This window comes from Sulfurimonas sp. (genome assembly GCF_026196735.1).
In the GTDB taxonomy this organism is placed as follows: domain Bacteria; phylum Campylobacterota; class Campylobacteria; order Campylobacterales; family Sulfurimonadaceae; genus Sulfurimonas.
The window spans coordinates 20,388-46,635 of record NZ_JAPHUF010000012.1; the positions used below are offsets into that span (position 1 = coordinate 20,388).

31 protein-coding genes are annotated in these 26,248 nt (G+C 34.6%); 13 read left to right on the forward strand and 18 right to left on the reverse strand.

What is annotated here, in order from left to right:
• Window positions 1–23 precede the first annotated feature (23 nt).
• A complete protein-coding gene (locus OQK60_RS06365; RefSeq protein ID WP_297685259.1) occupies window positions 24–725 on the forward strand; it encodes a tetratricopeptide repeat protein in 702 nt (233 codons plus the stop codon).
• Here OQK60_RS06365 and OQK60_RS06370 read toward each other — a convergent pair.
• From OQK60_RS06370 to OQK60_RS06425, 12 genes are all read right to left on the reverse strand, one after another.
• On the reverse strand, window positions 722–1,411 hold the full coding sequence (locus tag OQK60_RS06370; protein WP_297685261.1) for a response regulator: 690 nt from the start codon (window positions 1,409–1,411) through the stop codon (window positions 722–724). The two genes, OQK60_RS06365 and OQK60_RS06370, sit on opposite strands and share 4 nt — an antisense overlap.
• On the reverse strand, window positions 1,401–2,906 hold the full coding sequence (locus OQK60_RS06375; protein ID WP_297685263.1) for an ATP-binding protein: 1,506 nt from the start codon (window positions 2,904–2,906) through the stop codon (window positions 1,401–1,403). The genes OQK60_RS06370 and OQK60_RS06375 overlap by 11 nt, the downstream gene beginning before the upstream one ends.
• Window positions 2,899–3,639 carry a uroporphyrinogen-III C-methyltransferase gene (cobA, locus tag OQK60_RS06380; RefSeq protein WP_297685265.1) on the reverse strand — a complete coding sequence of 247 codons (741 nt, stop codon included), beginning with the start codon at window positions 3,637–3,639 and terminating at the stop codon, window positions 2,899–2,901. The genes OQK60_RS06375 and cobA overlap by 8 nt, the downstream gene beginning before the upstream one ends.
• Window positions 3,639–4,772 (reverse strand): cytochrome D1 domain-containing protein, encoded by a 1,134-nt coding sequence (locus OQK60_RS06385; protein ID WP_297685267.1) that lies wholly within the window; start codon window positions 4,770–4,772, stop codon window positions 3,639–3,641. The genes cobA and OQK60_RS06385 overlap by 1 nt, the downstream gene beginning before the upstream one ends.
• 2 nt (window positions 4,773–4,774) lie before the next feature.
• On the reverse strand, window positions 4,775–5,896 hold the full coding sequence (locus tag OQK60_RS06390) for a radical SAM protein (RefSeq protein WP_297685269.1): 1,122 nt from the start codon (window positions 5,894–5,896) through the stop codon (window positions 4,775–4,777).
• A complete protein-coding gene (locus OQK60_RS06395) occupies window positions 5,896–6,204 on the reverse strand; it encodes a cytochrome c (protein WP_297685271.1) in 309 nt (102 codons plus the stop codon). Before OQK60_RS06395 ends, OQK60_RS06390 begins: the two co-directional genes overlap by 1 nt.
• Window positions 6,205–6,437: 233 nt before the next feature.
• Window positions 6,438–8,075, reverse strand: a complete 1,638-nt coding sequence (locus OQK60_RS06400; protein ID WP_297685272.1) for a nitrite reductase — start codon at window positions 8,073–8,075, stop codon at window positions 6,438–6,440.
• Between the two features lie 59 nt (window positions 8,076–8,134).
• Window positions 8,135–8,296, reverse strand: coding sequence for a hypothetical protein (locus tag OQK60_RS06405; protein WP_297685274.1), 162 nt, complete (start codon window positions 8,294–8,296; stop codon window positions 8,135–8,137).
• 10 nt (window positions 8,297–8,306) lie between these two features.
• Window positions 8,307–9,731: a cbb3-type cytochrome c oxidase subunit I gene (locus OQK60_RS06410; RefSeq protein WP_297685276.1), complete on the reverse strand. Its 1,425-nt coding sequence runs from the start codon at window positions 9,729–9,731 to the stop codon at window positions 8,307–8,309.
• Window positions 9,721–10,290, reverse strand: coding sequence for a cytochrome c (locus OQK60_RS06415; protein ID WP_297685278.1), 570 nt, complete (start codon window positions 10,288–10,290; stop codon window positions 9,721–9,723). Before OQK60_RS06415 ends, OQK60_RS06410 begins: the two co-directional genes overlap by 11 nt.
• Window positions 10,291–10,445: 155 nt before the next feature.
• Window positions 10,446–10,772, reverse strand: a complete 327-nt coding sequence (locus OQK60_RS06420) for a hypothetical protein (protein ID WP_297685280.1) — start codon at window positions 10,770–10,772, stop codon at window positions 10,446–10,448.
• 188 nt (window positions 10,773–10,960) lie between these two features.
• Entirely contained in the window at window positions 10,961–11,152 is a 192-nt protein-coding gene (locus OQK60_RS06425; RefSeq protein WP_297685282.1) for a hypothetical protein, read from the reverse strand.
• A 136-nt stretch (window positions 11,153–11,288) separates the two neighbouring features.
• On the opposite strand from OQK60_RS06425, the gene OQK60_RS06430 reads away from it, so the two are divergent.
• Window positions 11,289–11,672, forward strand: a complete 384-nt coding sequence (locus OQK60_RS06430; protein WP_297685284.1) for a hypothetical protein — start codon at window positions 11,289–11,291, stop codon at window positions 11,670–11,672.
• Window positions 11,673–11,725: 53 nt separating this feature from the next.
• Here the strand turns inward: OQK60_RS06430 and OQK60_RS06435 are convergent, their stop codons facing one another.
• Complete coding sequence (locus OQK60_RS06435) at window positions 11,726–12,538, reverse strand: SDR family oxidoreductase (protein ID WP_297685285.1); 813 nt, start codon at window positions 12,536–12,538, stop codon at window positions 11,726–11,728.
• Window positions 12,539–12,627: 89 nt separating this feature from the next.
• Here OQK60_RS06435 and OQK60_RS06440 point away from each other — a divergent pair, with 89 nt between their 5' ends.
• Both OQK60_RS06440 and OQK60_RS06445 read left to right on the forward strand, forming a co-directional pair.
• Window positions 12,628–13,521: a glycosyl transferase gene (locus tag OQK60_RS06440; protein WP_297685287.1), complete on the forward strand. Its 894-nt coding sequence runs from the start codon at window positions 12,628–12,630 to the stop codon at window positions 13,519–13,521.
• 5 nt (window positions 13,522–13,526) lie between these two features.
• Complete coding sequence (locus OQK60_RS06445) at window positions 13,527–14,732, forward strand: MFS transporter (protein WP_297685289.1); 1,206 nt, start codon at window positions 13,527–13,529, stop codon at window positions 14,730–14,732.
• Here OQK60_RS06445 and OQK60_RS06450 read toward each other — a convergent pair.
• Together OQK60_RS06450 and OQK60_RS06455 are read right to left on the reverse strand one after the other, a co-directional pair.
• A complete protein-coding gene (locus OQK60_RS06450) occupies window positions 14,729–15,106 on the reverse strand; it encodes a hypothetical protein (RefSeq protein WP_297685291.1) in 378 nt (125 codons plus the stop codon). The two genes, OQK60_RS06445 and OQK60_RS06450, sit on opposite strands and share 4 nt — an antisense overlap.
• Complete coding sequence (locus OQK60_RS06455; RefSeq protein ID WP_297685293.1) at window positions 15,107–15,685, reverse strand: bifunctional precorrin-2 dehydrogenase/sirohydrochlorin ferrochelatase; 579 nt, start codon at window positions 15,683–15,685, stop codon at window positions 15,107–15,109.
• A gap of 133 nt (window positions 15,686–15,818) precedes the next feature.
• On the opposite strand from OQK60_RS06455, the gene OQK60_RS06460 reads away from it, so the two are divergent.
• Genes OQK60_RS06460 through OQK60_RS06480 form a run of 5 tightly spaced genes read left to right on the forward strand, consistent with a single transcriptional unit; the run spans window position 15,819 to window position 18,418 of the window.
• Window positions 15,819–16,820, forward strand: coding sequence for an Lrp/AsnC family transcriptional regulator (locus OQK60_RS06460; RefSeq protein ID WP_297685295.1), 1,002 nt, complete (start codon window positions 15,819–15,821; stop codon window positions 16,818–16,820).
• Between the two features lie 8 nt (window positions 16,821–16,828).
• Window positions 16,829–17,260 (forward strand): hypothetical protein, encoded by a 432-nt coding sequence (locus OQK60_RS06465; protein ID WP_297685297.1) that lies wholly within the window; start codon window positions 16,829–16,831, stop codon window positions 17,258–17,260.
• On the forward strand, window positions 17,261–17,428 hold the full coding sequence (locus OQK60_RS06470) for a hypothetical protein (RefSeq protein WP_297685298.1): 168 nt from the start codon (window positions 17,261–17,263) through the stop codon (window positions 17,426–17,428).
• On the forward strand, window positions 17,425–17,718 hold the full coding sequence (locus tag OQK60_RS06475; RefSeq protein WP_297685300.1) for a hypothetical protein: 294 nt from the start codon (window positions 17,425–17,427) through the stop codon (window positions 17,716–17,718). The genes OQK60_RS06470 and OQK60_RS06475 overlap by 4 nt, the downstream gene beginning before the upstream one ends.
• A gap of 1 nt (window position 17,719) precedes the next feature.
• Window positions 17,720–18,418: a hypothetical protein gene (locus tag OQK60_RS06480; RefSeq protein WP_297685302.1), complete on the forward strand. Its 699-nt coding sequence runs from the start codon at window positions 17,720–17,722 to the stop codon at window positions 18,416–18,418.
• On the opposite strand, the gene OQK60_RS06485 is transcribed toward OQK60_RS06480, so the two are convergent.
• Complete coding sequence (locus tag OQK60_RS06485; RefSeq protein ID WP_297685304.1) at window positions 18,415–18,621, reverse strand: hypothetical protein; 207 nt, start codon at window positions 18,619–18,621, stop codon at window positions 18,415–18,417. The genes OQK60_RS06480 and OQK60_RS06485 overlap by 4 nt on opposite strands.
• A gap of 79 nt (window positions 18,622–18,700) precedes the next feature.
• On the opposite strand from OQK60_RS06485, the gene mtnK reads away from it, so the two are divergent.
• Genes mtnK through OQK60_RS06505 form a run of 4 tightly spaced genes read left to right on the forward strand, consistent with a single transcriptional unit; the run spans window position 18,701 to window position 25,337 of the window.
• The gene (gene mtnK, locus OQK60_RS06490) at window positions 18,701–19,927 is read left to right on the forward strand and encodes an S-methyl-5-thioribose kinase (protein ID WP_297685306.1); all 1,227 of its coding nucleotides are present in this window, start codon (window positions 18,701–18,703) and stop codon (window positions 19,925–19,927) included.
• Window positions 19,917–21,032 (forward strand): S-methyl-5-thioribose-1-phosphate isomerase, encoded by a 1,116-nt coding sequence (gene mtnA / locus OQK60_RS06495; protein ID WP_297685308.1) that lies wholly within the window; start codon window positions 19,917–19,919, stop codon window positions 21,030–21,032. The genes mtnK and mtnA overlap by 11 nt, the downstream gene beginning before the upstream one ends.
• Window positions 21,032–23,344 (forward strand): nitrate- and nitrite sensing domain-containing protein, encoded by a 2,313-nt coding sequence (locus OQK60_RS06500; RefSeq protein WP_297685310.1) that lies wholly within the window; start codon window positions 21,032–21,034, stop codon window positions 23,342–23,344. The genes mtnA and OQK60_RS06500 overlap by 1 nt, the downstream gene beginning before the upstream one ends.
• 31 nt (window positions 23,345–23,375) lie before the next feature.
• Window positions 23,376–25,337, forward strand: coding sequence for a bifunctional aldolase/short-chain dehydrogenase (locus OQK60_RS06505; RefSeq protein WP_297685312.1), 1,962 nt, complete (start codon window positions 23,376–23,378; stop codon window positions 25,335–25,337).
• Window positions 25,338–25,340: 3 nt separating this feature from the next.
• Here the strand turns inward: OQK60_RS06505 and OQK60_RS06510 are convergent, their stop codons facing one another.
• Together OQK60_RS06510 and bamE are read right to left on the reverse strand one after the other, a co-directional pair.
• Window positions 25,341–25,784, reverse strand: a complete 444-nt coding sequence (locus OQK60_RS06510) for a hypothetical protein (protein WP_297685314.1) — start codon at window positions 25,782–25,784, stop codon at window positions 25,341–25,343.
• Between the two features lie 131 nt (window positions 25,785–25,915).
• A complete protein-coding gene (gene bamE, locus OQK60_RS06515; protein ID WP_297685316.1) occupies window positions 25,916–26,242 on the reverse strand; it encodes an outer membrane protein assembly factor BamE in 327 nt (108 codons plus the stop codon).
• Window positions 26,243–26,248 lie beyond the last annotated feature (6 nt).

Here is a 26,248-nt window from a genome sequence, read left to right on the forward strand (position 1 = left end):
TATAGATTTAAATAAGGATAAAAATGTATAAATATGTAGTAGTTGGATTTCTTATGTTGTTTAGCATGCAAGCAAGTGCTAGTGAGGCCTTGGATGCTTTTAAAAATAAAGATTATGACAAAGCTTTTAAGTTATACGAGAAAAGTGCAAAAGATGGAGACTCTAAAGCTCAAAGTGCCTTGAGTTATCTATACGCAAATGGTTTAGGTACTAAAGCTGATCCAAAAAAAGCTGTTTTTTGGCTGGGAAAAGCAGCTGAGGGTTCTAACGCAACTGCCCAATATGATTTAGGAATGATGTATTTAAGTGGATACAATGTAGAAAAAGACTCTAAAAAAGCTTTTGAGCTATTAACGAAATCTTCAGATGCAAATAATGCTAATGCGCAGTTTAATTTAGCCCTTATGTATTATAACGGTGATGCAACCGACATGAATGTAACAAAGACAGCTGAATTGTTAGAAAGTGCAGCCAAGCAGGGGCATAAAAAAGCAGAGCAAAATATCGGCCGTATATATATGAAGCTTATCAAGTTTGATAAAGCGGCTGAGTGGTTAGAAAAGAATGCTAAAGACGGTGATGTGAATGCCTATTATCTACTTGCAGAGGTATATTGTGAATTAGAAAAATTTGATAAAGCGAAGTATTGGGCTCAAAAATCAATTGACAATGGCAACAAAGAAGCAGAGGCGCTTTATAAAAAGTACACTCTTGAGAAGTATTAAATAGGAACTACTTTATATCCAGAGCCGTATATATTATGGATTACTTCGTCTGGTATCTTAGTACGAAGTCGTTTCATAAGTGAGGTTATGGAATGACTTGAAAATTCCTTCCCCTTTTTGTCTCCTTGCAGGTAGTCAAAAATTTCTCTTGCTGAGAAGCTGTGATTTGGCTTTGAAAAAAATAGTTTAAGCAGCAGATTCTCTTTATTTCTAAGCGGAATCTCTTTATTGTTTTGCATGAGTCTTTGCGTGTCTTTATCCCAATAAATAGTATCACTAACATAAATGCGCTTTTCTGTATCTCTAATTAAACATACAATATCTACCAATACTTTTTTTAAGGCATCATTTTTTATTGGTTTGATTAAATAGGTCTCAAGATGTAGTTTAACTGCTTGAAGAAGCTTATCTCGATCAGAATGAGCACTCATAACAATTATTTTTGTTTCATTATCATTTTCTCTAATTTTTGAAATCAGGCTTAGCCCATCAAGATTAGGCATGTTTATGTCAGTCAATATAATATTTGGTCTCTTTTGTTGATAAATATCATATGCTCTCATTCCGCACGATGCCGTGTAGACTCTATTGAAAAATATTTCCAAATACTCTTTTAGAGATTCAAGTAACTCTTCTTCATCTTCTGCCACTAAGATAGATATATCTCTTATTTTATCAATTTCCATGTTTCAACTTTATTATAAATTCAGCCCCGTCATTGCTGTTTCTTGCACTTAATGAGCCATGCATATGGTCTTCAATAATCATTTTAGCTATATGCAGGCCCAGCCCTGTTCCCATCGCTTGATGTTTAGTAGTAAAATAGGGGTCAAATATTTTACTTAGATTTTCTTTTTTTATCCCGCCACAGTTATCGGCTATTGTAAGAGTTGTATAGTTTTCATCTGTAAGCAAGGATATGGTTATATTTGTATCGGATAAATTTTTGCTGTTGACGATGTCGTTTATATTTGATAATATTGAAACGAGAGCTTGTACAAATTCATTCATCAGACCATATATTTTAATATCAGAATCTACAAAAAGGTTGATTTTTATTTTTTCATTTGATGATACATTTAATATATCTATTGCTTTTTGTATTGCTGTTTGAACTTCAAAATAAGAACTTCCCTTATTTGGTTTATAGTAGTTCATGAAGTCTTCAATGGTATCTGACATGTATGCTATGCGCTGTTCCATTTTTTCTAGCTTATCGGCAATTTCTTCTTTGTTTAGTAAGCCAATACTGTTTTTTTCTTTGAGTATGCCTACTGTAGAATTTATGATTGCTAAGGGCTGACGCCATTGATGAGCTATATTGCCAATCATCTCTCCTATTTCAACCCTTTTTGATTGCTCTAGTAGTTGTAAATCACGCTCTTTGATAGTTTTTTCTTTATCTTGAAGCTCTTTGATTGTGTTCATTAGCTCAAGATTGTATTTTTCATCTATATATAATCCACAATCAAGATTTTTCATGTTGTTGATTAGATTTTTTATATATTGTTTTTCTATTATAGAGCCATGTTGAGGAGCTATTAAGTTTATATCCAGTTTTTCAATTTTTCCCAGTGCATAGTTGAAAATATCTTTACTTGGCATATATTCTTGATGAAATTGCTTAGCTTTGTCAAAGTAACTCTCATCTGCATAAAACTCCCATGATTCTTCTATGCCGCCAAAAATATCACCAGAAAACAGTAGTTTATTATTAGGTTCATAACTTACAAATGCACCAGGCGAATGACAATATGGGGTAGTGTAAAAATCAAGTTGTAAACCAGAAGAAGTTATTAGTTGATTGTCATGTTTATCTATCTCATAGTAGTTTGAAGTAACTAAATAGTGTTTAATCAATAGAGACATTCTTGAGTGCGTGACTATGAGTAGGTCGTCTCTATTTATCAGTTTTTCTATCTCTGGAACTGCTGCGGCTAAATCAGGGTCTTGATGGTGCAGAATAATATATTTTATATCTTTTATATCGATAATGCTTTTTACTTTTCTAACAGTTTCATCAAACTCTATCATAGAGCCTGGATCTATAAGAATAGACTCATTTGCATTTTTTATTAAGTAGGGATGACACTGAAAGGGGTCATCTTTTAGATGCATGCCAACCCAATATACATTGGGTGCTATTTGTACAGCTTGCGTAGTATCTTGTTTTTTAGGCATTTTCCCCGAACCATTTTAGTTGTTCTCTAAGTAGAACCACTTTTCCAACAACTATAAGAGCGGGAGTTGGAACATCTTTGGTTTTTTCAACTATGTTTTCTAGAGTTCCAACCACAACGCTTTGGTCTTTAGTTGTTCCTTTTGAGATAACGGCTACGGGATAATCTCTTGCTTTTCCTATTTCCATAAGTTTGTTACTTATTTTAGAGATGTTATGCAGACCCATTAAAAATACTATAGTGTCGTCAGTTTTAAAAGTGTCCCAAGGAATTTGAGATACTTTTTTATTTGGTGACTCATGACCGGTTACAACACGAAATGAAACTGCAACACCACGATGTGTTACTGGTATTCCTGCATAAGCTGGACCACTGATAGCAGAAGTGATGCCGGGAATGATGTCAAATTTTATACCTCTTTCAAGAAGATAGATAGCCTCTTCTCCACCGCGGCCAAATACAAAAGGGTCACCGCCTTTTAAGCGAACAACATTTTCATATTTTAATGCATTTTGATAGATAACTTCGTTTATGTCATCTTGAGGCATGATATGTCTACCATCCTCTTTGCCAACATAAACAAATTCGCATCCGCTTTTTGCTTCTTCTAAAATTTCCGGATTAGCAAGGCGGTCATAGATGATTACATCTGCTTCTTTTACAACACGAAGAGCCTTGACTGTCATTAACTCAATATCACCAGGACCTGCGCCTGTTAAATAAACTCTACCCATTACTTTGCCTCTTCATAAATAAATATTCCTGACGGTTTTTTGATATTAAACATCTCACGAGAGAGATACCACTCTTTTGTATTAATTACCGCGACTTTATTAGTATCGTTTACAGATACATAAAGATTTGGTCTGATATTTGACCATCTGACATGTAGAACTTTTCCATCAAATTCAAATCTTTTAATAATTTCTAATGTTTTAGTATCTATTATCTGAATTACCGGAAATTTATCGCCGCTAAAAGTTACAGCCATATATTTTTTATCAGGCGAAAGTGCAGTAAAAACTGGAAGTCCCTCTGTTTCAATGTTTTTAACAAATTTAAAATCAGATGTATATACCAAAACCTTATTGTTTCCAACCGCCGGAATAAACACATTACCGTCACTTATGCTCCAAAAACCAAAATGTGGAACTTTTAAAACAGGTTTTCTGTCATCAAGTAAAATGTCTATTTTTGAGTATGTCATGGTGTCTAGATCTACAACTCCATAAAAATCACTCTTAAAAAATCCAGTTATAAAGTGGTTGTTTTTAATCATTGCATCAAAAGGCATGACTCCAACATTTTCAAACTCTTTGTGTATTACAAAGTTTGGAAGACCTTTACCACCGTTTTTGTCTTTTAAAACAGTGATTTTATCATTGTTCATTTGTGAAAAGATTAGGTAATCTTTATAGATTTTAATTCCGACATTTTTAGAGCCGGTCTCAAACGATTGAAGAGGGTTTAAATCTCGGTCCAAGATATCTACACTTTTTTTAGCATAGTTGGCAACCGCAAGATAGTTTTTATTTATCGTAAATCCAATAGCACTCTCGCTTGTCTTTCGCTCTTTTAAGATTTTTTCACTTGAAGGGTCAAACTTAATAACATATCCATCGCGAGAGATAACATAGCCATCTTTTCCTTCAAACTTAACAACACCATGGTTCATATTATGCATACCCGGTATCCGGCTTCTAGTCATACCTTGTTCTATAACAGCAAGAGAACTGTTCTCTCGTTCTACAACAAATATTTTTTCATTTGTATTTAGCATAGCAAAGATAGGATTTACCCCCTTTGCCTGAGCACTTATAAAAACTGATGCGACTAAAGAAGCCCCTACTAATATTTTGTTAATCATAATTAATTTTTCCTTCTTTCATCTTCTGTTAAATAACATGATGGATCTTCACTCCATAAATCACCTGTGATAGCATAAGCACGAGCACGCGAACCACCATTACAGATATCAAGTTGCTCGCAATCTGCACATATACCACTTATTTGTTTCCTAGGATGAATGCGTAGTTGGTCTAGCAGTTCCCCTTGTTGCCATATATCGCCAAAATCTTCTTCTATAATATTTCCAACTGTAAGCGGGAAGAAAGGGTCGGGTCTTACATCACCTTCACTATTAATATTTAATAATTTGCGTCCAGCACTATTGCCACCCCAAGTTACAAGTCTTTTTCGCATAGCCTCTTTAAGCTCGGGATACCTTTTGCCAAACTCATTTAAGAGTAAAATTGCATCCATCTCCATATTTCCTGTTACTATCTCTATATCTCTACCGGTATCGTAATACTCAAATGCTTTTTTGATTATGAATTCAACTGATTTTCTTCTTTGTTCTTTTGTCAAGTCCATTTTAAGATTATCCAGACCGCGTCCAGAGTATACAAGATGTGAGATATATATTTTTGGAATATTTTCTTTTTCAGCTAAATCAAAAATATACTCCAGCGAGTTGATTGTATCTTTAGTAATTGTAAAACGGATACCAACCTTTGCTCCGGTTGCGTTTGCAAGCTGTACAGCCTTAAGAGTCTCTTTAAATGCACCTTTTAAACCACGGAAGTAATCATGAGTAGGTTCATCACCATCAATGCTGACACCGACATAGTTAAAAGTATCTACGATTCTTTGTACATTGCCTTTTGTAAAGTAAAGACCATTACTTGAAAGATAAGTTATGATTCCATTTTCCTTACAAAAATCTGCAATCTCAAACAGATCTTTTCTAGTTAGAGGCTCTCCGCCTGAAAAAATGATAAACTTAACACCATTTTCTTTCATCTGTAAAATTGTTTTTTTAATTTGCGGCGTTGTAAGTGTGTCAACTTCATCTAAAGTTGATTTTGAGTAACAGTGAAGACATGAAAGATTACAACGATTTGTAAAGTTCCAAATAGCAATAGAGCCATTTAAAATTCTCTCCGGTTTATTTTCTACCACCGAAGATATTAAATTTGATAGCCTGAACATTATTTACCTTTAAATGAGAGCACATATTTTGCAACTGCTTCTCTTTGTGCTTGCGTAGTTTCTACTTTTGTCATAACTGTTCGTTTATAGCCAAATGCCTTGTACATAGATTCCGGATCTATTATATACGCTTGTATCTCTTCGTAAGAGCGTTTAGATGCAATCTCACTAAATGAAGGGCCGAATGCTTCTGCTGTTTGATGATGACATCCCCAACAATAAGTTTCAAAAACTTTTTTGCCATCCGTTTGAGATGAGTAAAGTAATGAACAAAGGAGGATAGTCGCTGTAAAATATCTATTTAACATGTTTTCTCTTTTATTTAAAATATTATTCTAACCAATAAGCTTGAATTACAGCTTATAGATAAGTTAGATTTTTAATTAACCGTTATTATATATTAATATGCTTAATTAAAATAATTATATGTTAATAGAGTGAGTAAAACCTTGTTTTGTGTCAAGATTTTGTCAATTTTAAAGTTTATGGGAGTTTAAGTAGGGTAAAAGTAGGTTTCTCTCCCGAAGGAGAGAAGAAAGGGTTATGCACCCGGAATAGTTTGTCTGTGCTCGATAGAATAAGTAAAAGTAGGAGTTGTTAAACCAGTGATGTATTTAACAAATTTACCTGTTTTAGACTCATATATACCAATACGACCTGCATTCCACTCAGAAATCATAGTCCAATAACCATGGTTAGCTGGCTCAGCGTGTAAAATACGAGGAACAATTGCATTACCATCAGCATCTTTTACAGTTGGAACTTTCCATTTGTATAAGATTTTGTGAGTTACTGGATCAATAACTGTACCTTGAGTTGTACCAACAGTGATAATTCTATCAACTTCTAAACGCTCTTTATTGATTAAGTGAACTTGATTCCAAACATCACTTGATCCAAGTACATTATCTGCCCATAAGAATGGAGTATGCTCAGATGTACCAATGAATAGACCACCACCACCGATTGGAATTTGACGGATAACATCAAAGTTATCATCCCAAATTGTTACTTGACCTAGGTTCATGTTAACAGTAGCACCTAGTTGAGAATTCAACTGATGGTTATACCAAGAAGAACCTTGACCTGGGTGTGGCTTAGATGAAGGACCAGTGTAGATTTTAGTAACTAAAGATTTAGTTTTAAAGTCAACTACACCAACAACATCAGAACCTTGAGATGCGATAAATAAGTATCTACCAATCTCTTTACCTTCATTTAAGAAACCATCGTGAAGGATGTCACCAATATTTGGAATATCACCAACGATTGGGAAACCTGGTTTAGAGTAATCTATAATATAAACGTGACCACCATCTTTAAGTGCAAATGCAATGTACGGACCATATGGCGTATCAAAGATACCTGCAACACGAGATGAACCGATGTCACCATTTGGTTTAATTACACTTGATGTTGGATAAACTTTCAACGGCTCAAGAGTCATTGCGTCCATTAGGATTGCTCCACCCGGTACATAGTTACCAGCCATTAGGTATTTACCATCTGGAGATACCGCTAGACCACGAGAATCACTACCAACTTGAACTTCAGCAATTTTTTGTTGACCCGGTGTATTTAGGTCGAACATTGTTACTAGACCTGAACGAGAGATAGAGTAAGCATAACGAGGCTGACGCTTGTTAGTCACTGTTACATGAACAGCAAAACCAGCTGGGTGCTTAGATAAAATTTTACCATTTGTACCATCAACGAATGCAACACGCTCAGCATCACGCTCTGTTATGAAACAGATATCTGTAACTTTCTTAACATCTGCAGCTTGTGGATATTTTTTGTAAAATGCCATTCTGTCATTAAGAGTTTTCCAACCAGCTTTAACTGTATCAAGAGTTAAGACAGCCATCTTTTTACCTTTAAAATGTTGAATATAATCAACCATCTTATCAGCATCATCTTTAGTAAATGAAGCTTTAAATGATGGCATTGCAGTACCTGCTATACCATTCATAATAGCCTCTGAAAGAACATAAGCATTTTTCTTAGCAGTAACTGCCGGTCTTAAATCAGAACCAACACCACCCTCTAAGTTAGGACCGTGACAACCTTGACACTCTTTCTCAAATACTTTTTCAACATCCATATTAGATGCTCCAAATAGACCCGAACTAACAACTGCCATAGCAGCTACTGACATAACTAATTTATTTAATCTCATTTTATTTCTCCTTCTAAAATTTGATAAAGCAGGCCCGAAGGCCCGCAACAATGAACGCCTTACTGACCCTCTTCTTGCTCTAATCGAGCTTTTTCTTGTTTGTAAATCCAAAACATTGGAAGTACAATTACTGTATGTAAAAATAATGTTAAAGTCATAGGACCTTGGTTTAACCAACCAAAGAAACTAGGAACTACATCTGTAAACGGTTCAAAGAACATAATTGCCTCCTTATCTTTCGTGATGAGCAGCTTTACCTATGCTCAATAAATCTTGTATTAAAATTATGAAACCTATGAATGTAACAACACCCATAACAAGTCTCCAATCCATACCTTGCGCAAACCATATACCTGCTTGACCATCAAAGTAACCTGCCCAAGTAGCACCCATTTGTGCACGAGAAACAAGAACTTGAACATAACCAGCAAGAGTAAGTGCTACTGTCATACCAAGTACACCACCAAAGATCATACTAGTTGCCCAGATAGATTTTTTAGTTGCATGCATTACTTTAATGCCGTTTTTACCTTGAACAGCAAGATAGAACATACCGATTAAGATAGTTGCATAAGCTCCAAAGAACGCTAAGTGACCGTGCGCCGATGTGAACTGTGTACCGTGCGTATAAAGGTTAACTTGTGGAAATGTATGAAAGAATCCCCATACACCAGCACCAAGAAAGTTACCAAACGCTTGAAGTACGAACCAAGTAAATGCAGGCTTGTTAGTAATAACAGAAACCTCTTTACCTTGAGCTTCTTGTGCACCTTGTTGTTTACCCCAGTCATATAATACATGGATAAACATAGCAACAAGTGGTAATGGCTCTAGTGCACTAAATAATGCTCCAATTTCCCACCAGTATTCAGGTGTACCAATCCAGAAGTAGTGGTGACCGATACCTAAGATACCAGAACCAAATAACATAGCTACTTCAATCCATAACCACATTTCTACAACTTTACGGTGTGCTCCAATCATAGTGATAAGACCATAAGCAGCAATCGAACCAACGAAAACTTCCCAAGTAGCCTCAACCCATAAGTGAATTACCCACCACCACCAGTATTGATCAACTGAAATATTGTCAGTATAACCCATACCTGCTAAGTAGATACCAGCAAATGCTAGCATGTCAGCCATAAGTACAGTAATGATACCTGAACGGTTACCTTTCATTCCTGTTGCATAAAGGTTATAGATAAAACCAAGAACAACAACAACGATACCGATATCAGCCCAACGAGGAGCTTCTAAATACTCACGACCTTCATTAATAAACCAGATAGTAGTTTGATCAGCCGGTCCAACTTGAACCAATAGATATACTAAAACAACAACAACGATTGCCGCTACGAATACCCAGTAAAGAAGTTTACCAAGACCAATACCTACCGTTTCAATACCTGTTTCATCAGGTAATAGCCAGTAAACTGAACCCATCATTGCAAATACCATCCATACAATAAGTGCATTAATGTGTATCATTCTAGCAACTGAAAAGTCAACTATTTCAAATAAGAAACCTGGCATCACATATTGAGTTGCAGCTACTAAACCAAATAATAGTTGTGCACCAAAAATAATTGCAGCAAAAGTAAAATACCATGTTGCCAGTTTTTTTGACTCTGTAGTTAAATAATTATTTGCCATGTACTGCTCCTTTGATTTTTCCGAAGTTTCTTGGGAAACCATTTGTATCAATTGATGACATATGTTTCAAGAAAGCTACCAAACCTTTAGCCTCTGCAGCAGTAATACCAAGATTTGGCATCATACGCGCGTGAGTAGGATATTGTGACGGATTGATTAAAAATTCAGCCATTGCCTCTTCTTTAGTATCTTTTCCTGTCATTGCTTGCATTGAACCTTCTGGTCCCCATGCTGGATCTAACCATGATTTAGTTAAATCTGGTGCATAGTATGCTCCATTTCCAAGAAGTGTATGACAGTTCATACAGTTTTTCGCTTGAGAACCTAATTTACCTAAATTAAGCAGTTCTGCAGCTTCTTCTTCGCTCCAATCATCTCTTCCAAAAAACAATTCTTTTTCTTGAAAAGATGAAGTTCCCTCTGCGTTTGCTCCACCAATTACCGGAATTTCATGACCACGTTTAGTGTCCATTTCATAAGTAATCTTGTAGTTAATAACTGTAGGGCTTGGAACCCTCTTAGTTACGCCATTTTGTATATCAGAATCGCTACCCATCATTATTTGTGGAATCGTGTCAAACGTTAACCAAATAAGTAACATTGCTGCGAAACCTGTGATCCATCCTGCTGAACGCTGCCAGAAACGATTGTCACTCCATACGGATTTTTTAGCCACTTGTACCCTCCTATAAAATTATAAGTTAATATATAAAATCAATGTTCATTTTCTTCATGAACACGATCTTGCATGTAATAAACTGCATGTGGAAGTAATAACAATCCAATAGCAGCAACAACTAAAGCCTTTGCTGTAAAATCATTAACATGCATCAAACTTCCCATTAGATATAGACAATAACCAGTCAATATCCAAAAGCCATACCCTAAAGGCATAGTCCACTTTTTAAGAAGTCCAACTTTTACAGCTGCATATATACCAACATAGAATCCTCCAAACACTAAAACAAGAGAAGCAGATACAAATATTGTTAAGAAATCATCAATATGTATATCTTGCAGTATTAAAGCTTCTTGAACCATTTTCTATCTCCTTGAATTGTTACATTTTTTCAGAATCAAGAGTAGTTTAGTCCTATTTATATTAAAGTTTGTTGACATATATCAATTTTTCAACTTAATTTAAAATTTAAGGTTTGTTTTATTATTTCTGTAACTATTTGAAACATAGAGAGTATTAAAAAAAAGTTATATTATTTTTTATAATACAACTATAGGTAGTGCAGGAGTGATGAAAGAGTCACTGTGAAGAAAATGGTAAAGATAATAGCTACCTTGCGCTTTTGCCCCTCTTCTATATTGTATTTTTCTTCAAGGTAATCACCAAGTTTTAATCCTGGGTAAACAGAGAACAGAAGCATAGGGACAGACATTACAAGAATCATTACTATATCTTGAAGCATATTGATAACCTTTTTATTTTAGTTTAATTTAATTTTTATAACTATTATTATATCATTAATTAATTAATTAATTTTATAATTTAAAATAATAAAATTAATTTTATTTAAGTTTACCAAAAAACAAAAGGATGTAAAAATGAAAAAAGCATTATCAATCGCGCTAATCTCTACTCTTGCTCTTGTTCTATCAACTGGCTGTGCTTCAAATGAGATGAAAGCTCAGATAGATAAAACTGACGAGTCAACAATTAAATCAGCTATATATATAGGTGATATGGGTAATGAAAAAGCAATCAAAGCAATTAAAAAAGCTGGAAAAAAGAATGGTTGGAGAGTAACTGACTTTAAAAGTAACGCTGTAATTGTTGAGAAAGTTGTTGGCGATGAAACAATAGCTAGAACTATTACAATCTATAATAGACACATTTCAGGTGACTCAATGGTTTCTGGAAGTGAATTAAAAGATCTTAGAAAAGCGATTGTTGAAGAGCTACAAAAGAATGGAGAATCTTCTCACTAATCTACTTACACAGCTTCAGATAACTTTTTGTTTATCTGAAGTTGTTTCCCCTTTTAAATACCAAAAGTCTCTTTGATTTTTTTCTCAAACGCTTTGTCACTCAATTCTCGTCTTAGAGGTACAAAAGTTTCAGCTTCACCGCCAACTGGTACAAATATGTCAGCATTTTTATCTTCAATAATATTTTTTATTGCATCGGCAATCGGCTGAGGAGATGGTCCTTCATTGATGGCTTTTGCAACAATAGGAACAAAATGCGCTACCAAGTCTTTATATGGAGAATCTTCACTAGTTGTTTTAGCATTTGCAACTAAACCTTTTTTTACAAAATTTGTTCCAAAAAGTCCAGCTTGAATAGAGTGAACTCTTACATTATAAGGAAGTGTCTCAAATCTAAGTGAATCAACGATTCCTTCAACTGCATATTTTGAAGCATTGTAGTGAGAAAGAAGAGGAAGCCCCATTTTTCCTAAAAATGAGCTAATGTTGATGATGACTCCATCCTTTGCTTCTCTCATATATGGAAGAACAGCGCGAGTAACTTTGAGCAGACCAAATACATTTACATCAAACTGATTGAACATCTCCTCATCGGTTCCATCCTCAACGGTTGCCAAAAGTCCATAACCGGCATTATTTACCAGAACATCAATTTTACCTTCATTTTTTATGATTGTCTCAACAGCATTATTGATGCTATCTGTTTTAGTTACATCAATATATATGCTCCTTAGAGGACTATTATCAGGTTTTGCGTCTTTATCTCTTGTTCCTGCGTATACTATATAACCATTTTGAGATAATAACTTTGATGTTAATAAACCCATTCCTGATGTTGCTCCTGTTATTAAAACTACTTTTGACATGTACAACTCCTTTTTTATTAACGAATATTTAAGCAAATGATTATATCATACTATTTAAATAAATAAAATTGCAAAATAAAAGAGAAAAAATGAATTTTCATAAATATATACACGCAGTAGGAACCGGACCAAAAGGTAACAAAAACTTAACTCTAGAAGAGTCAAAAGATGCAATGGAGCAGATTTTGAAACAGTCGGTTTATAGTGAGCAGGCAGCTGCTTTTTTACTTGGATGGAGATTGAAACCAGAAACAACAGAGGAGTTTAAAGGTGTTGTCGAAGCATGTGACATGTTTATTAAAAACAGTGTTGTTCCAAACTCGATAGAGCTCGGCTATCCATTTGACGGAAAAGCAAATAATCCTTATATATTTCCTTTAGTAGCTAAAATTCTTGAGGATTCGGGGCTTAACTTGGTAGTTATCGGAGATGACTTGGCACCGGCAAAAAAAGGAATAATACTCAAAGATATTGCAACAAATATTAAGCTGAACAAAAATCTTCACTATTTTGACAGAGCAGATTTTTTTAAAGAAATGCACGATTTGACAGAACTTCGTATGAGACTAGGTCTTCGTACCGGCCTTAACACTATTGAAAAACTAACAAAAGTTGCAAACAGTGAGTATGCGATTACGGGAGTGTTTCATAAGCCATTTGTAAAAAAATATGTAGAAGCTTTTTCTCATAGATATAAAAAACTTGCTCTTATTCAGGGAAATGAGGGAACACCTGAGCTTTTTAGCAAAGGGCGTTTATGGATAGCAGAAGGAAATGATATACAAGAGATTATAGTTGATCCGGAGCATTATGGAATAAACTACACAAAATCATGGGATAGAATAACTCTTGAAGAGTCACTTGAGCAGTTAAATAACCCATCGGACGAGTATTTAAAGTTGGCAAAACTAAATGCGGCTGTTTTTTTGTTTGTGAGTGAGCAGGCAAAAAGTATAGATGAAGCTTTTGAAAAGTTAAACTAGATTAAATGGATAAATTCTCAAACCATATAAAAAATATTTTACATGGTTTTTTCTTGGCGATTGGTACGACAATCGCTGAACCTTCAACAATCCTGCCTCTTATTGTGAATTATTTTGGCGGTAGTTCAATGCTTGTTGGTTTTTTTGCAGCTCTTCTTCGCGGCGGGGCGATAATAGTACAGCTTTTTGCTGCTTTTCACGCACAGAGCTATCAGCTTATGATGCCATATCTGCGCCGTATCTTTTTCATACGCTTTTTGTCATGGTTTTTTATCGGTATTGCTATTATTCTTTTTGGTGAAAATTATCCAAATGTAACTCTGGCTTCTATTGGTTTTGGTCTATTTATGTTCTCGTTTAGTGCAGGTTTTGCAGCTATATATTTTAGAGAGATAATGGCAAAGATATTTTCTCATAAGTTTCGTGGAAAGACTATGGCTTATCGTCAGTTTTTTTCTGCTGTTGGTGGTTTACTGAGTGGTGCTTTGGCTGCTTGGATTTTAGAGTCGTTTGAACCACCGTATAGTTATGGATATCTCTTTATTATTAGCTCATTTATTATGGGATTTGGATATCTGTCTTTTTCTTTGGTCGATGAACCTGTAAAAGAAGAAGTAAGCAAAAAAGAGAGTTCATTTAAAAAGTTTTTACATAACTCTTTTGCACTTTTAAAAGCAGACAAAGCTTTACAGACACAGATAACTACTTTTCTTTTTGCTTACGGATATTTGATTGCTCTTCCATTTATAATCTTAGATGCACAACAAAAAATAGAGCTTGACGGTATAGCAATCGGTTCTTTGATTACAACTCAAATGGTAGGAGCAATGCTTAGTAATTTTTTATGGGGGAAACTCAGCGGAAGCGGCTACAACACTCTAACAGCAAAAGTAGCAATTTCTATGCAGATAACGGCAATTCTTTTAGCTTCTAATGCATCCTCACTTTTTGAATATATGATTATTTTCTTTTTAGTAGGTGCTTCTATTGACGGCAATCGCATAGCATCTAGCAATCTGATATTAAAGTTGGCACCTGCTGATAAAAGACCTGTCTATATAGCTCTTCAGATGAATATTGTATCGTTGGGAATGTTTTTTTCTATTGCGGGTGGAGTTATTTTACATTTTTTGAATTATACTGTCTTATACAGCACTGCAGTTGTTGCACTGCTTTTTGCTCTATATTTTTCTTTTAAATTGAAAGATTAAATCCCGAAAAATCTTTTAACCCATGCTCTTTCTCCTTCTGTTTCAAGAAAGATTCTCGCAACAGTTTGATTGTTTTCGCCCATAATCAAAACATCATTGTTTTCAATCTTAAGGTGCTTTTTTCCCCATTTTTGCTCAAGTTCATCGAGTCTGTGAAAAAGTTCCTTTGAACTTGGTTTTTCTTTAATCCCTGTTCTTTTGTCTATGATATTGAAGCCACCGACTTTTTTCTCTAATGTATAAGGACTGTAAACCTTTATAGCTGTATAGATTCTTTCTTCTTTTGCATCAGGCATCGCTCTTTGCATTGATACTATTCCTAAAATTAAAAAGGCTGTGAAAAACCCAAATATTAACGCTTTTTTTATATGCATCTATTTATCTCCTGTATTGTTCCAACTATTAATATAGTCTTGTGCTTTTTTATCAAGCATTTTCATTCTCTCTTTACCTTTTGGCAAAGTTTTTCTCAAGTTTTTCATCTCTACTAAAAATTCACTTATCCCGGATGGAATCAACTCTTGCAAGTACATTCGCAGGTGCTTTGCCATTGCAGGTGAAGCACCGGATGTCGAAATGGCAACAGTCAAATCATCTTTTTTAACATAAGAAGGAAAGATAAAATCGCAGTAGTCCACTGAATCAACAGAGTTACATAAACAGTTATGCTGTTTTGATTCGGCAAATATTTCTGCTTGAAGGGGAATATCATCAACAGCAACTATCACAATAGCAAAATCTTTGATATCTCCTATTTTATAGGCTCGTTTTTCAAAATGAAGATTTTTCTCTTTTATCATATTGCCCATATCATCAGAAAGCTCAAGAGCAATTACTGAAATATCCGAAGTGAAATCTAAAAGATGTTCTAGTTTTTCGTAAGCAATATAGCCACCGCCGACAATTAGAATTTTTTTGTTGTCAAGTTTTAAAAAGGCAGGAAAATAACTCATTAATCTCTTTCGTGTATGTTTGATGACATAGTATCATAGTTTTTTTAAAAGTTTAATTGATAAAAATCAACTTAGGTTAACTTAAATAAGTTACAATCGAGAAAAATAAAATAATGAAACGGAACTATAATATATGAAAGACGAGATTTTATCACGAATTCAAAAAAAATTCCCTTTAGTGGATAGACCATTTAAAGTGATTGCAGATGAGCTGAATATGAACGAGGAAGAAGTTCTTGAGATTTTACAAGAGCAAAAAAAAGCTAATATCATTCGTCAAACATCGGCTATATTTGATACAAAAAGATTAGGTTATACATCTTCTTTGGTTGCATTTAAAATTCCAGAAGATAAAATAAATACTGCTGTTGAAATTATTAATTCACACCCTGGAATTTCACATAATTATGAAAGAAACCATGATTTTAACATCTGGTTTACACTTGCAGTTGCTCCTGACTCTAAGCTTGGTCTAGAGAAAACCTTAGAAATCTTAGCAGAGGCTACAGAGGCAGAAGATTACATTATGCTGCCTACTTTAAAACTGTTTAAAATTAATGTTAAACTAAACACGACAGGAAAAGATGAGAAAAAAGAGAAAGTTAAAAAAGTTGTGCATACAGATATCGAAATGACTCCTCTTCATCATGCAATTGTAAGGCGTGCCCAGTATGATATACCTATGGTCAGTGAACCGTTTAAAGATATTATTGATGAGTTAGAAATTGATTATGAAAAGTTTTTTTCTATCTTGCAAGAGTTGCAAGAAGCCGGTGTAATGAGAAGATTTGCATCGATTTTAAATCATAGAAAAGCAGGTTTTTCTGCAAACGCAATGGTTGTTTGGGATGTTGATGAGGGTGAAAAAGGCGAAGAGATTGGTGCTAATGCAGCCTCATTTTCTGCAGTTAGCCACTGCTACCTTCGTCCAAAGTACGAGAACTGGCCATATAATCTCTTCACGATGGTTCATGGAAAAACTACGGAAGAAACAAATGGAATTATTCAAGAGATGGCAAAAGAGATTGATTCAAAATCTCATATGCCTCTTTATAGTTCGAGAGAATTTAAAAAAGTGCGTATTGAGTACTTTACCCCGGCTTTTGAAGCTTGGGAAGCAGAATATAGTAACTAGGAAAGAAAATGGAATTATTTTTAGAATTAGAGATAGTATATATAGTTATAGGTATTTTTATAATGATTGTAACAGCAATCGTAACAACAAGAGATTTTGTACCTAAAGGCGCATTTAAAAAAGGTATGTCAATAGTTGGTGCTTTTGTCGCTATTTTGATATTTGCTCACTACTCAGTTACTACTTCAAGGATGCAAGAAGTTAAAGATCTATTTAATAAAGGCGAAACAATAATCTGTGAAAATAAGATGCGTCGTACAGTCTCAAGATCTGTCTTGCTATCCCAAGAGTTAGGCTGGAGAATAGAAGACCATCTCTTTAAAAACCCTGATTATGAGAGAGATTTTCATACTTCGAGATGTCTTGGATGGATGGGTAGTGAGCCTCAACTTGAACAAGAAAAAAATGACAGATTTAAACTTACACCAGAAGATAAATAGATGAAAGACGCATTAAAACGATACTCTATCGCACTTTTTATCCTGTTTGCTGTTGTCGGTTTGATGATACTCGGTACTATGGGTGTTAAAAGCTTCAGCGATAAAATGGTTAAAGATGCAAATATAGTAGAAAATATTAAACCAAGAGGGGAGAATTTGATTAAATGACTTTACCAATATTACTTGTAGCAGCTGCATTGCTTAGCTTAGGTTTTCATTTCCTTGGTGTGTATATAGGTGCAAAAAAAACTATTTGGGCTATGCTTGTTTTTGTGTGGGCAGTTGCAATCGGCACAGCTATGAATGAGATTAAACCATCAGGATATAAAGATATCCAGAAGATGAAAGGTCAGTTTAGCGATACTGATAAACTTATAGAAGAGGCGATGCCCGAAGTTTCACTTTATGAGATGATAGTAATTAAAAAAAGTTATTATACAAACAATCCTCAAAAGTAACATGTCAAAAAAAATTGGAGTTATTGGGTGTGGCTGGCTTGGTCAACCTCTTGCTGAGGAGTTGTCAAAAAACTTATCTGTAGAGTGTTTCTCTCGCGAGAATACTAAAGATGATTCATCTTTTTGGAAAAATGACATCATCGTCATTGCCATAAATACAAAAGACAACTACTTACAAACACTTCAAAAAATAGCTAAACTGACAAAACCTACATGTAATATTATTTTAATGAGTTCAACTTCTGTTTACAGGGAGTTTGATAAAGAAGTTGATGAAAGTGCAGAGATAACAAAACCGGCCCTACAAAAAGAGGCAGAAGATTTGATTTTATCTTTAAAGAAAAATGTTCTCATACTTCGTCTTGGCGGTTTGATGGGTGATGACAGGATATCAGGCAAATGGAAAAACATATCCACTTTCAGTGATGGACCGGTTAATTATATTCATAAAATAGATGTTATAAATATTACTAAAAAAATGATTGAAGAGGGTGTGACATGTGGAATATACAATTTGGTTGCACCGATGCATCCTCTTCGCTCAGAGGTTCATAAAAAAAATAGTGAAGATTTTGGATTGACACTTGGAACATTTGAAGGTATGACAAAGAGAATAGTTCTTTGTGATGCCTTGGTTAAGAAGTTGAACTATAGTTTTTTATATCCAGATCCGCTTGACATGTGGAAGCAGCAGAGTTAATTACTTCTAGCCAGTTCAGCAAAATCAATCTCTTCGTGTTTTTCTTTTTTTTCATCTTGAGCCTTTTTGTCATCCTCAAAACTACCGGTGCTAAAAACTATGCCATCGCTTTTTTGTAAAACACACCCCTTCATACCGGGAATACATGTTTTTTTAATAAGCTTACAGTACCCTTGATGGTCATATTGGCATGTCCAACCCATAATAAGTCTCCAACTTTATATAATTATAATGAATTATGCTACAATTTTTTTAATAAAGAGCTAAAGCATAGGAAAAAAGATGGAATATAAGCAATTAGATAAAACAACTATTATTGATTATCTTGAAAATATACAGAGTGTTAGGGAGTTTTTTCTCTCTGATACGATAGAAGCAGATGAGATTGGAGATGGTAATCTTAATTTTGTATATATAGTTAAATCACTAGACGATCCATCAAAAGCTTTGATAGTCAAACAAGCAGTTCCATACCTTAGATGTGTTGGAGAAGATTTTCCTCTTGGCCGTGAGAGAATGACTTATGAGATTAGAGCGCTTGAGAAATTTTACAGCATATTTCCAAACTTTGTGCCTCGTATTTACCACTCAAATGAGGATATGAGTCTGGTTGTGATGGAGTTTTTGGATAATCATGTGATTATGAGAAAAGGGCTTATTCAGAGTGTTAAATATGTGAACTTCTCAGAGCAAATATCAACCTACATGTCAGCTATGCTTTTTTATACATCATCCCTTGCCTTGGGCAGCTCAGAAAAAAGAACTTTGATAGACAGGTTTAACTCAAATACGGAACTTTGCAAGCTCACAGAAGATTTGGTTTTTAGTTTTGCATTTATGGAGCATGAAACAAATGATAATGAAAATGTAAAAGATAATCCTCATGCCAAAAAGCTTTTTGCAGATATGGAGCTTAAAGAGAAGGTCTTGGACCTTAAATACAAGTTTATGACGCAAAATGATGCACTTCTTCATGGTGATTTGCATACGGGCTCTATAATGATAAATGAGGAAGAGACTTATGTCATTGACCCTGAGTTTGCATTTGTAGGTCCATTTGGTTTTGACATAGGCGCACTGCTTGCAAACTTGGTTAACAACTATATTCATCACTGTGTAGTCACTAAAGATGAAGAGTTTAAAGAGTGGCTCTTAGAAACAATAAAAGAAGTGCTTGATAAATTTTCTGAAAAGTTTTTAAACTTTTGGAGCGAACATAAAGATTCTGCGCTTTTAGTCGATGGTTATATGCAAGCAAACTCATTAAACAACTATAAAATCAGGTTTGTAAAAAATATTTTAAAAGACAGTGTCGGATTTGCCGGATGTAAAATGGCAAGAAGAGTTTACGGTGTCGCTGGGGTAGAAGAGATTCGTGGTATTGAAGATATAACTCTTAGGCATGAGGCTGAAGCACTCTGCCTTGAAATAGCAAGAGAGTTCATAATGAAGTACGAAACCATAGAGAGCACAGATGAAATATTGGAGATAATAAGAAATGCTGGGTAAATACAGAGCTTTATGGCTAAATAAAGACGGATTTTTAGAGGTAATTGACCAGACTAAACTTCCGTTTGAGCAGCAAAGCAAAGTATTAAAAACAACAGATGAGGTTGTCGAAGCCATTAAAGATATGACTGTGCGCGGCGCTGGGGTTATCGGTAGTGTTGCCGCTTTTGGAATCTATACCGCAGCTATGGAACTGAATGAAAGCTACAAGGTGAGCTCATCAGAGCGAGAAGGTAGCCTGGGCTATGAAAAACTGCAAGCAAAAGCTTTACTTATAAGAGAATCTCGCCCGACTGCTGTAAACCTTATGTGGGCAGTTGATAAGATGATGGAATTTTTAAAAAACTCTAATGATTTAGTAAATGATGCTAAAAGATACGCGATTGAACTAAATGATAAAGAGGCTCTTGAGAGTCAAAAAATAGCAGAGTATGGCTGCGACATAATCGAAAATATTTTAAAAAAGAAAAATAAGACAAAGATAAATATACTGACTCATTGTAATGCTGGATGGTTAGCAGTTATAGATGAGGGAACGGCACTAGCACCGATATATGAAGCACAAAGAAGAGGAATTGATGTACATGTATGGGTTGATGAGACAAGACCAAGAAACCAAGGTGCATCTTTAACTGCATGGGAACTTACGCAAAGCGGTATAAATCATACAATCATAGCGGACAATACGGGCGGACATCTTATGCAAATAGGTGAAGTCGACATGGTCATAACCGGAGCAGACAGAGTAAGTGCCAACGGTGATGTTGCAAACAAGATAGGAACATACCTAAAAGCATTGGCAGCATATGACAACAATGTTCCTTTTTATGTGGCTATTCCGGCTTCAACCTTTGATTTTGATATAATAGATGGATTAAAAGATATTCCTATAGAACTTAGAAGCGCAGATGAGGTAAGGTGCATAAAAGGTGTTGATGCAGACGGCGTTATACGAGAGGTCCTTATAACTCCAAAAGATTCACCTGCAATTAACTATGGTTTTGATGTGACTCCTGCAAGATTGATTACAGGGCTTATAACAAATAAAGGGGTTTGCGAAGCAGACTTTGATAAAATTAAAGAAAAATTTATAGTAGAAAAATAATGAAAATAATAGAAATAAAAAAGAAAGTGCCAAAATTTTTAATATTGCCATTGATAGTTTTATTGATTTTATCAATCTACTCAGGTCTTGATAAATACCAGGAAAAAGAACAGCTAGTTGTACTAAAGGGGTATATAGTATTTAGTAAATTGGCAACCGACCTTATACATGAATTACAAAAAGAAAGAGGTTTAAGCTCCGGTTTTTTAGCTTCAGGCGGAAAATCTTTTACTGATGAGTTAAACAAGCAAAGAGATTTAACAGATATAAAAATACAACTGCTCAACAAACACTTAGACAGTGAAGAGTACGAAAAATGTAAATTTCCATTTGAAAAACCAACCAAAGAACTTCTTGAACCATTAAAAGATATCGGTAAATTTAGAGCAAACATTGATAAACTTTTAGTTTCTGATGTTATAGATTATTACACAAACTATATAAATATCCTGCTCAAGCATATTAATATGATAATTGCACTTGCAAATGATGGTGAACACGCAATTTTAGTGGAGTCATATATTGCAATTATGGATATCAAAGAGAAAGCCGGCATAGAACGCGCATTGATAAACAAAATTTTTGGGCTGGGACATTTGTCAAATTATGAACTTTATAAATTTGGAGAGTTGGTTGCCGCTCAGGAAATATATCTGAAACATTTTAAACGCATAGCAAAAAAAGAGCATATTGAAATGTTTAATACTAAAGAAGTTGAAGATAGTTTTAAAGAAGTTGAAGAAGATAGAAATATAATATATGAAAAAACCGATAAAAATTCTGTTTTAACAGAGATAAAAGAGCTTATAGGATACGGAGGACTTATCCATAATTTTAAAAATTATGTTATTCGCGGAGAAGATAAGTATGCACAAAATTTTCAAAAGCAATACTCTGAGTTAGAGATAATAATAAACAAATATAAAGCATTTAAGGGGATTACGGTTGAAGAAATTCAGCAGTTAGAGATTATACAAAATTTATTTGCACAATATTTCAACGGTATGCAAATGGCGATGGAAGCTTATGCAAAAGGAACCACGGCGCTTGCTATAGATAAGCTTATTAAACTAAACGACTATCCGGCAATTGATGCATTTAATCATTTGAAAACAAATATATATGGATCACAACAAAATTGGTTCAAACACTCTACACATAAAATAAATTTATTAAAAAAGATTGAAAATAAGATTGTGTCAGATTTAATGGTTTTTACAGATGAGAGAAAGATAGAACTTTTTATTCAGCTGGTAATCCAAATTTTAATATTAATAATCATCTTGCTGATAATAATATCATCTTTTATAGTTTTAAAACAGCTTTTAGACTCTCGAAAAATGCTAAGCAGAGCACAGAAAAATACCAAATCAGGCAGCTTTGAGTATTATGTAGAAGAAAACATAATCTTTTGGTCAGATGAGCAGTATAAACTTCTACAGGTTGATAAAAATACATTTAATCTAACAATAGAGTCTTTTATGGAGTTTGTGCATCCAGATGATTTGCAAATTTTTAAAGATAATTTAGAATTATCAATAAAGTCAAAAAAGATAACTTTCTTTGAATATCGTATAGTTCTTCCAGATAAAACAGTTATACATGTCCGCTCAAGTTCTGAAGTTACCAAGTATACATCTTCAGGAAAACCGCTCGTAATAGTCGGTACTATTACAGATATCTCAGACTCTAAAAAACTTGAACAAGAGATTATAGACACGCAAAAAGATGTTATTTTTACAATGGGTGCTATAGGTGAGAGCAGAAGTAGAGAAACCGGACAGCATGTCAAGCGGGTAGCGGAGTACTCTAAACTTCTATATCTTTCAAGTGGTGCAACCGAAGAAGAAGCAGAACTACTTAGAATGGCAAGTCCTATGCATGACATAGGAAAAATAGGAATTCCCGATAGTATATTAAACAAACCGGGAAAATTGACTCCAGAAGAGTGGGAGATAATGCAAACACATGCTGAACTAGGATATGACATGCTTAAAAGCTCAAATAGAGATATTTTAAAGCTTGCTGCAACTGTTGCTCTTACCCATCATGAAAAATATGACGGAGGCGGATATCCAAAAGGTTTAGTTGGAGAAAACATACCATTAGTCGGCAGGATAACAGCACTAGCAGATGTTTTTGATGCACTTGGCAGTGAGAGGTGTTATAAAAAAGCGTGGGAACTTGAAGAAATATTGGAATATATAAAACTAAAGAGAGGAACACAATTTGATCCAAAGCTAGTTGACCATTTTCTTAAAAATCTTGATAAGTTTTTAGAGATAAGAGACAAATATAAAGACATAATTTAAAAAAAGTAATTAAATAAAGGAATATTTATAGATGAGAAGTTTATATAGTGATAAAGAAGCGAGTGAGTTTAAAACAGACTTAGATTTAAGGGTTTATACATCTAGACTTCTTGGACGAGATTCTTCTTTGGTTTTGCATGGTGGTGGAAATACTTCTGTAAAATCTACTGCAACAAACCTTTTTGGCGAAACAGAAGATATACTATATGTAAAAGGGAGTGGTTGGGATTTAGCAACTATTGAAGCAGAGGGTTTTGCTCCGGTTAAGATGGAGATGCTTTTAAAAATGGCAGAGTTAAAAGAGCTAAACGATACAGACATGGTAAAGTACCAAAGACTTGCTATGACAAATCCCTCCGCTCCAAATCCGTCAGTTGAAGCAATCTTGCATGCTATCATCCCTTTTAAATTTGTAGATCATACGCATACTGATGCTGTTGTTACCATCACAAATACACAAGGCGGTGAAGATAAAATAAAAGAGCTTTACGGAGATAAAGTTCTTGTTATCCCTTATATCATGCCGGGTTTTGTTCTTGCAAAACTGATATATGACATGACAAGAGATGTTGACTGGTCACAGCTCGAAGGCATGGTTTTGATGAATCATGGTCTTTTTACATTTAATGACGATGCAAAGAAATCTTATGAGAAAACTATTGAGTTAGTTGATAAGGCAGAGAAATATTTAGCGGATAAAGGCGCTGTGTTAGATGTTAAAGAGACTAACACTAACACAGATTTGTTAGTGTTAGCAAGAATAAGAAAAGAAATCTCAAATCTAAAGGGCAAGGCGACAATAAGTATTTTAAATAATAGTAGTGAAGCAGTGTATTTTTCAAAACAAAATATAGACAACATCGCTACTCAAGGCCCTCTCACCCCTGACCATGTTATAAGAACAAAAAGAATTCCCGCAATTTTAGGAAATGATTTTGAATCAGATTTAGCAGAGTATATCAAAGAGTATAAGCAGTACTTTGAAGATAATAAAACAAACGAGACACTTCTAAATCCTGCCCCAAATTTTGCAATATTAAGAGGTGAGGGAAGTCTCTCTTTTGGTGCTAATGCCAAAGAAGCAAATATCATCAAAGATATAAATGAGCATACTTTTGAAGCGATTTTAAAAGCTGAGATGCTTGGCGGATATAAAGCTTTGAGTGCTGCAAATATTTTTGAAGTTGAGTACTGGAGTTTGGAGCAGGCGAAATTAAAAAAAGCTGGAAATGCACCTGAGTTTAGCGGACAAGTAGCAATAGTTACCGGAGCTGCAAGTGGAATAGGTTTGGCAATTGCTAAAATGTTGAACTCAAGAGGCGCAGCAGTTGTGGCACTTGATATAAATCCTGAAATTACAAATATTTTTAATAAAGCAGATATGATTGGCGTTCAATGTGATTTGACATGTAGTGAAGATATACAAAATGCCGTGTCAATTGCACTAAAGAGTTTTGGTGGAATCGATATAGTTGTAAGTAATGCCGGTATCTTTACACCTAGTGAAAACTTAGACTCTTTAAGTGATGAGAACTGGCAAAAAAGTATGGATATAAATCTTACCTCACACCAAAAACTCATAAAAGAAACAGCACCGTTTTTAAAGCTTGGAATTGATGCTTGTATAGTTATGGTAGCTTCTAAAAATTTCCCGGCTCCAGGAAAAGGTGCAGCTGCTTACTCTGTTGCAAAAGCAGGGCAGACTCAACTAGCTCGCATTGCAGCTTTAGAACTTGGTGAGTATGGAGTTCGAGTAAACACTCTTCATCCTCATGCAGTATTTGATACGGCTATTTGGACAGATGAAGTTTTAGCTAAGCGTGCTAAGGCTTACGGCATGAGCGTTGATGAGTACAAAACTAACAATGTTTTAAAAACTGAAATTTGTTCAGAAAATGTAGCAGAGTTAGTATGTGCTATGGCAGGAAAACCTTTTGCAAAAACAACAGGCTCTCAAGTTGCAATAGACGGCGGGAGCGATAGAATAATATAAATCTTACTTTAGATGTTCCATGCGCTTAATGTTTTCAGGCATTTTATCAAGAGCAAAATCTTTTTGAGAGCTTATGTAGCTTGGATATTTATAACCTTTGGAAGTCATCAGAGTATAAAGCTCTCGTAGGTGTTCATTCTCTATTGTCTCATATTTTACTTCCATCTCTTTAGCAATACGAAGAAAAAATGTAAGTAGAATTGCTTGCGTTTTTTCGCCAACCTTATCGCTGCGAATGACACTCTCAAACTCTTGTCTCATAGTTAGAAGATTGTACTCGCATTGCTGGTCAAGTTTATCTGCGTCCTCAGTTCCTAAATGTTTTAAAATCTTTACAAGTAGTTCAAGAAACATAAGATTTGTTTTGTCGATAGCAACATTATTTTTGCAAAGCTTGTCTGCGTATATTAATATTTCAGGTTGTAATTCTTTAAAGTATGGTGTCATGTATATCCTTTATATAGTTTATGAATTTTATGATAAAATTATAGCATAAGCTTATTTACCGGGATTAACACCTAATTTAGAGATAACGATATTATCTATACAACAGACTTCTTTTCTGCAAGTAAACTATTTTAGTCCACCGTTTCATTGAAAGTATATGACTTTACTTTTGCATCTTTGTCAAACTTTATAATCAAATCTTTAGTATCTGTTTCACCTATAAGACGGTAGGTATAACGGCCATAAGTCCACATTGTAACACCATTCTCAATTCCTTTGCGCCAAGGCTGTCCGAACATATTTATAATGTCGCTTTGTGTAGTTTGCCCGATTTTAATCTGCTCAACACGATGTTCTTTGAAATCTTGACCTACTCTTGCGCAGCCACCAAGAGTCAATAGAGCGGTAATCATTACCAATCCCCATAGTTTTGCGGTTTTTTTCATAGCACTTTTCATATCTTT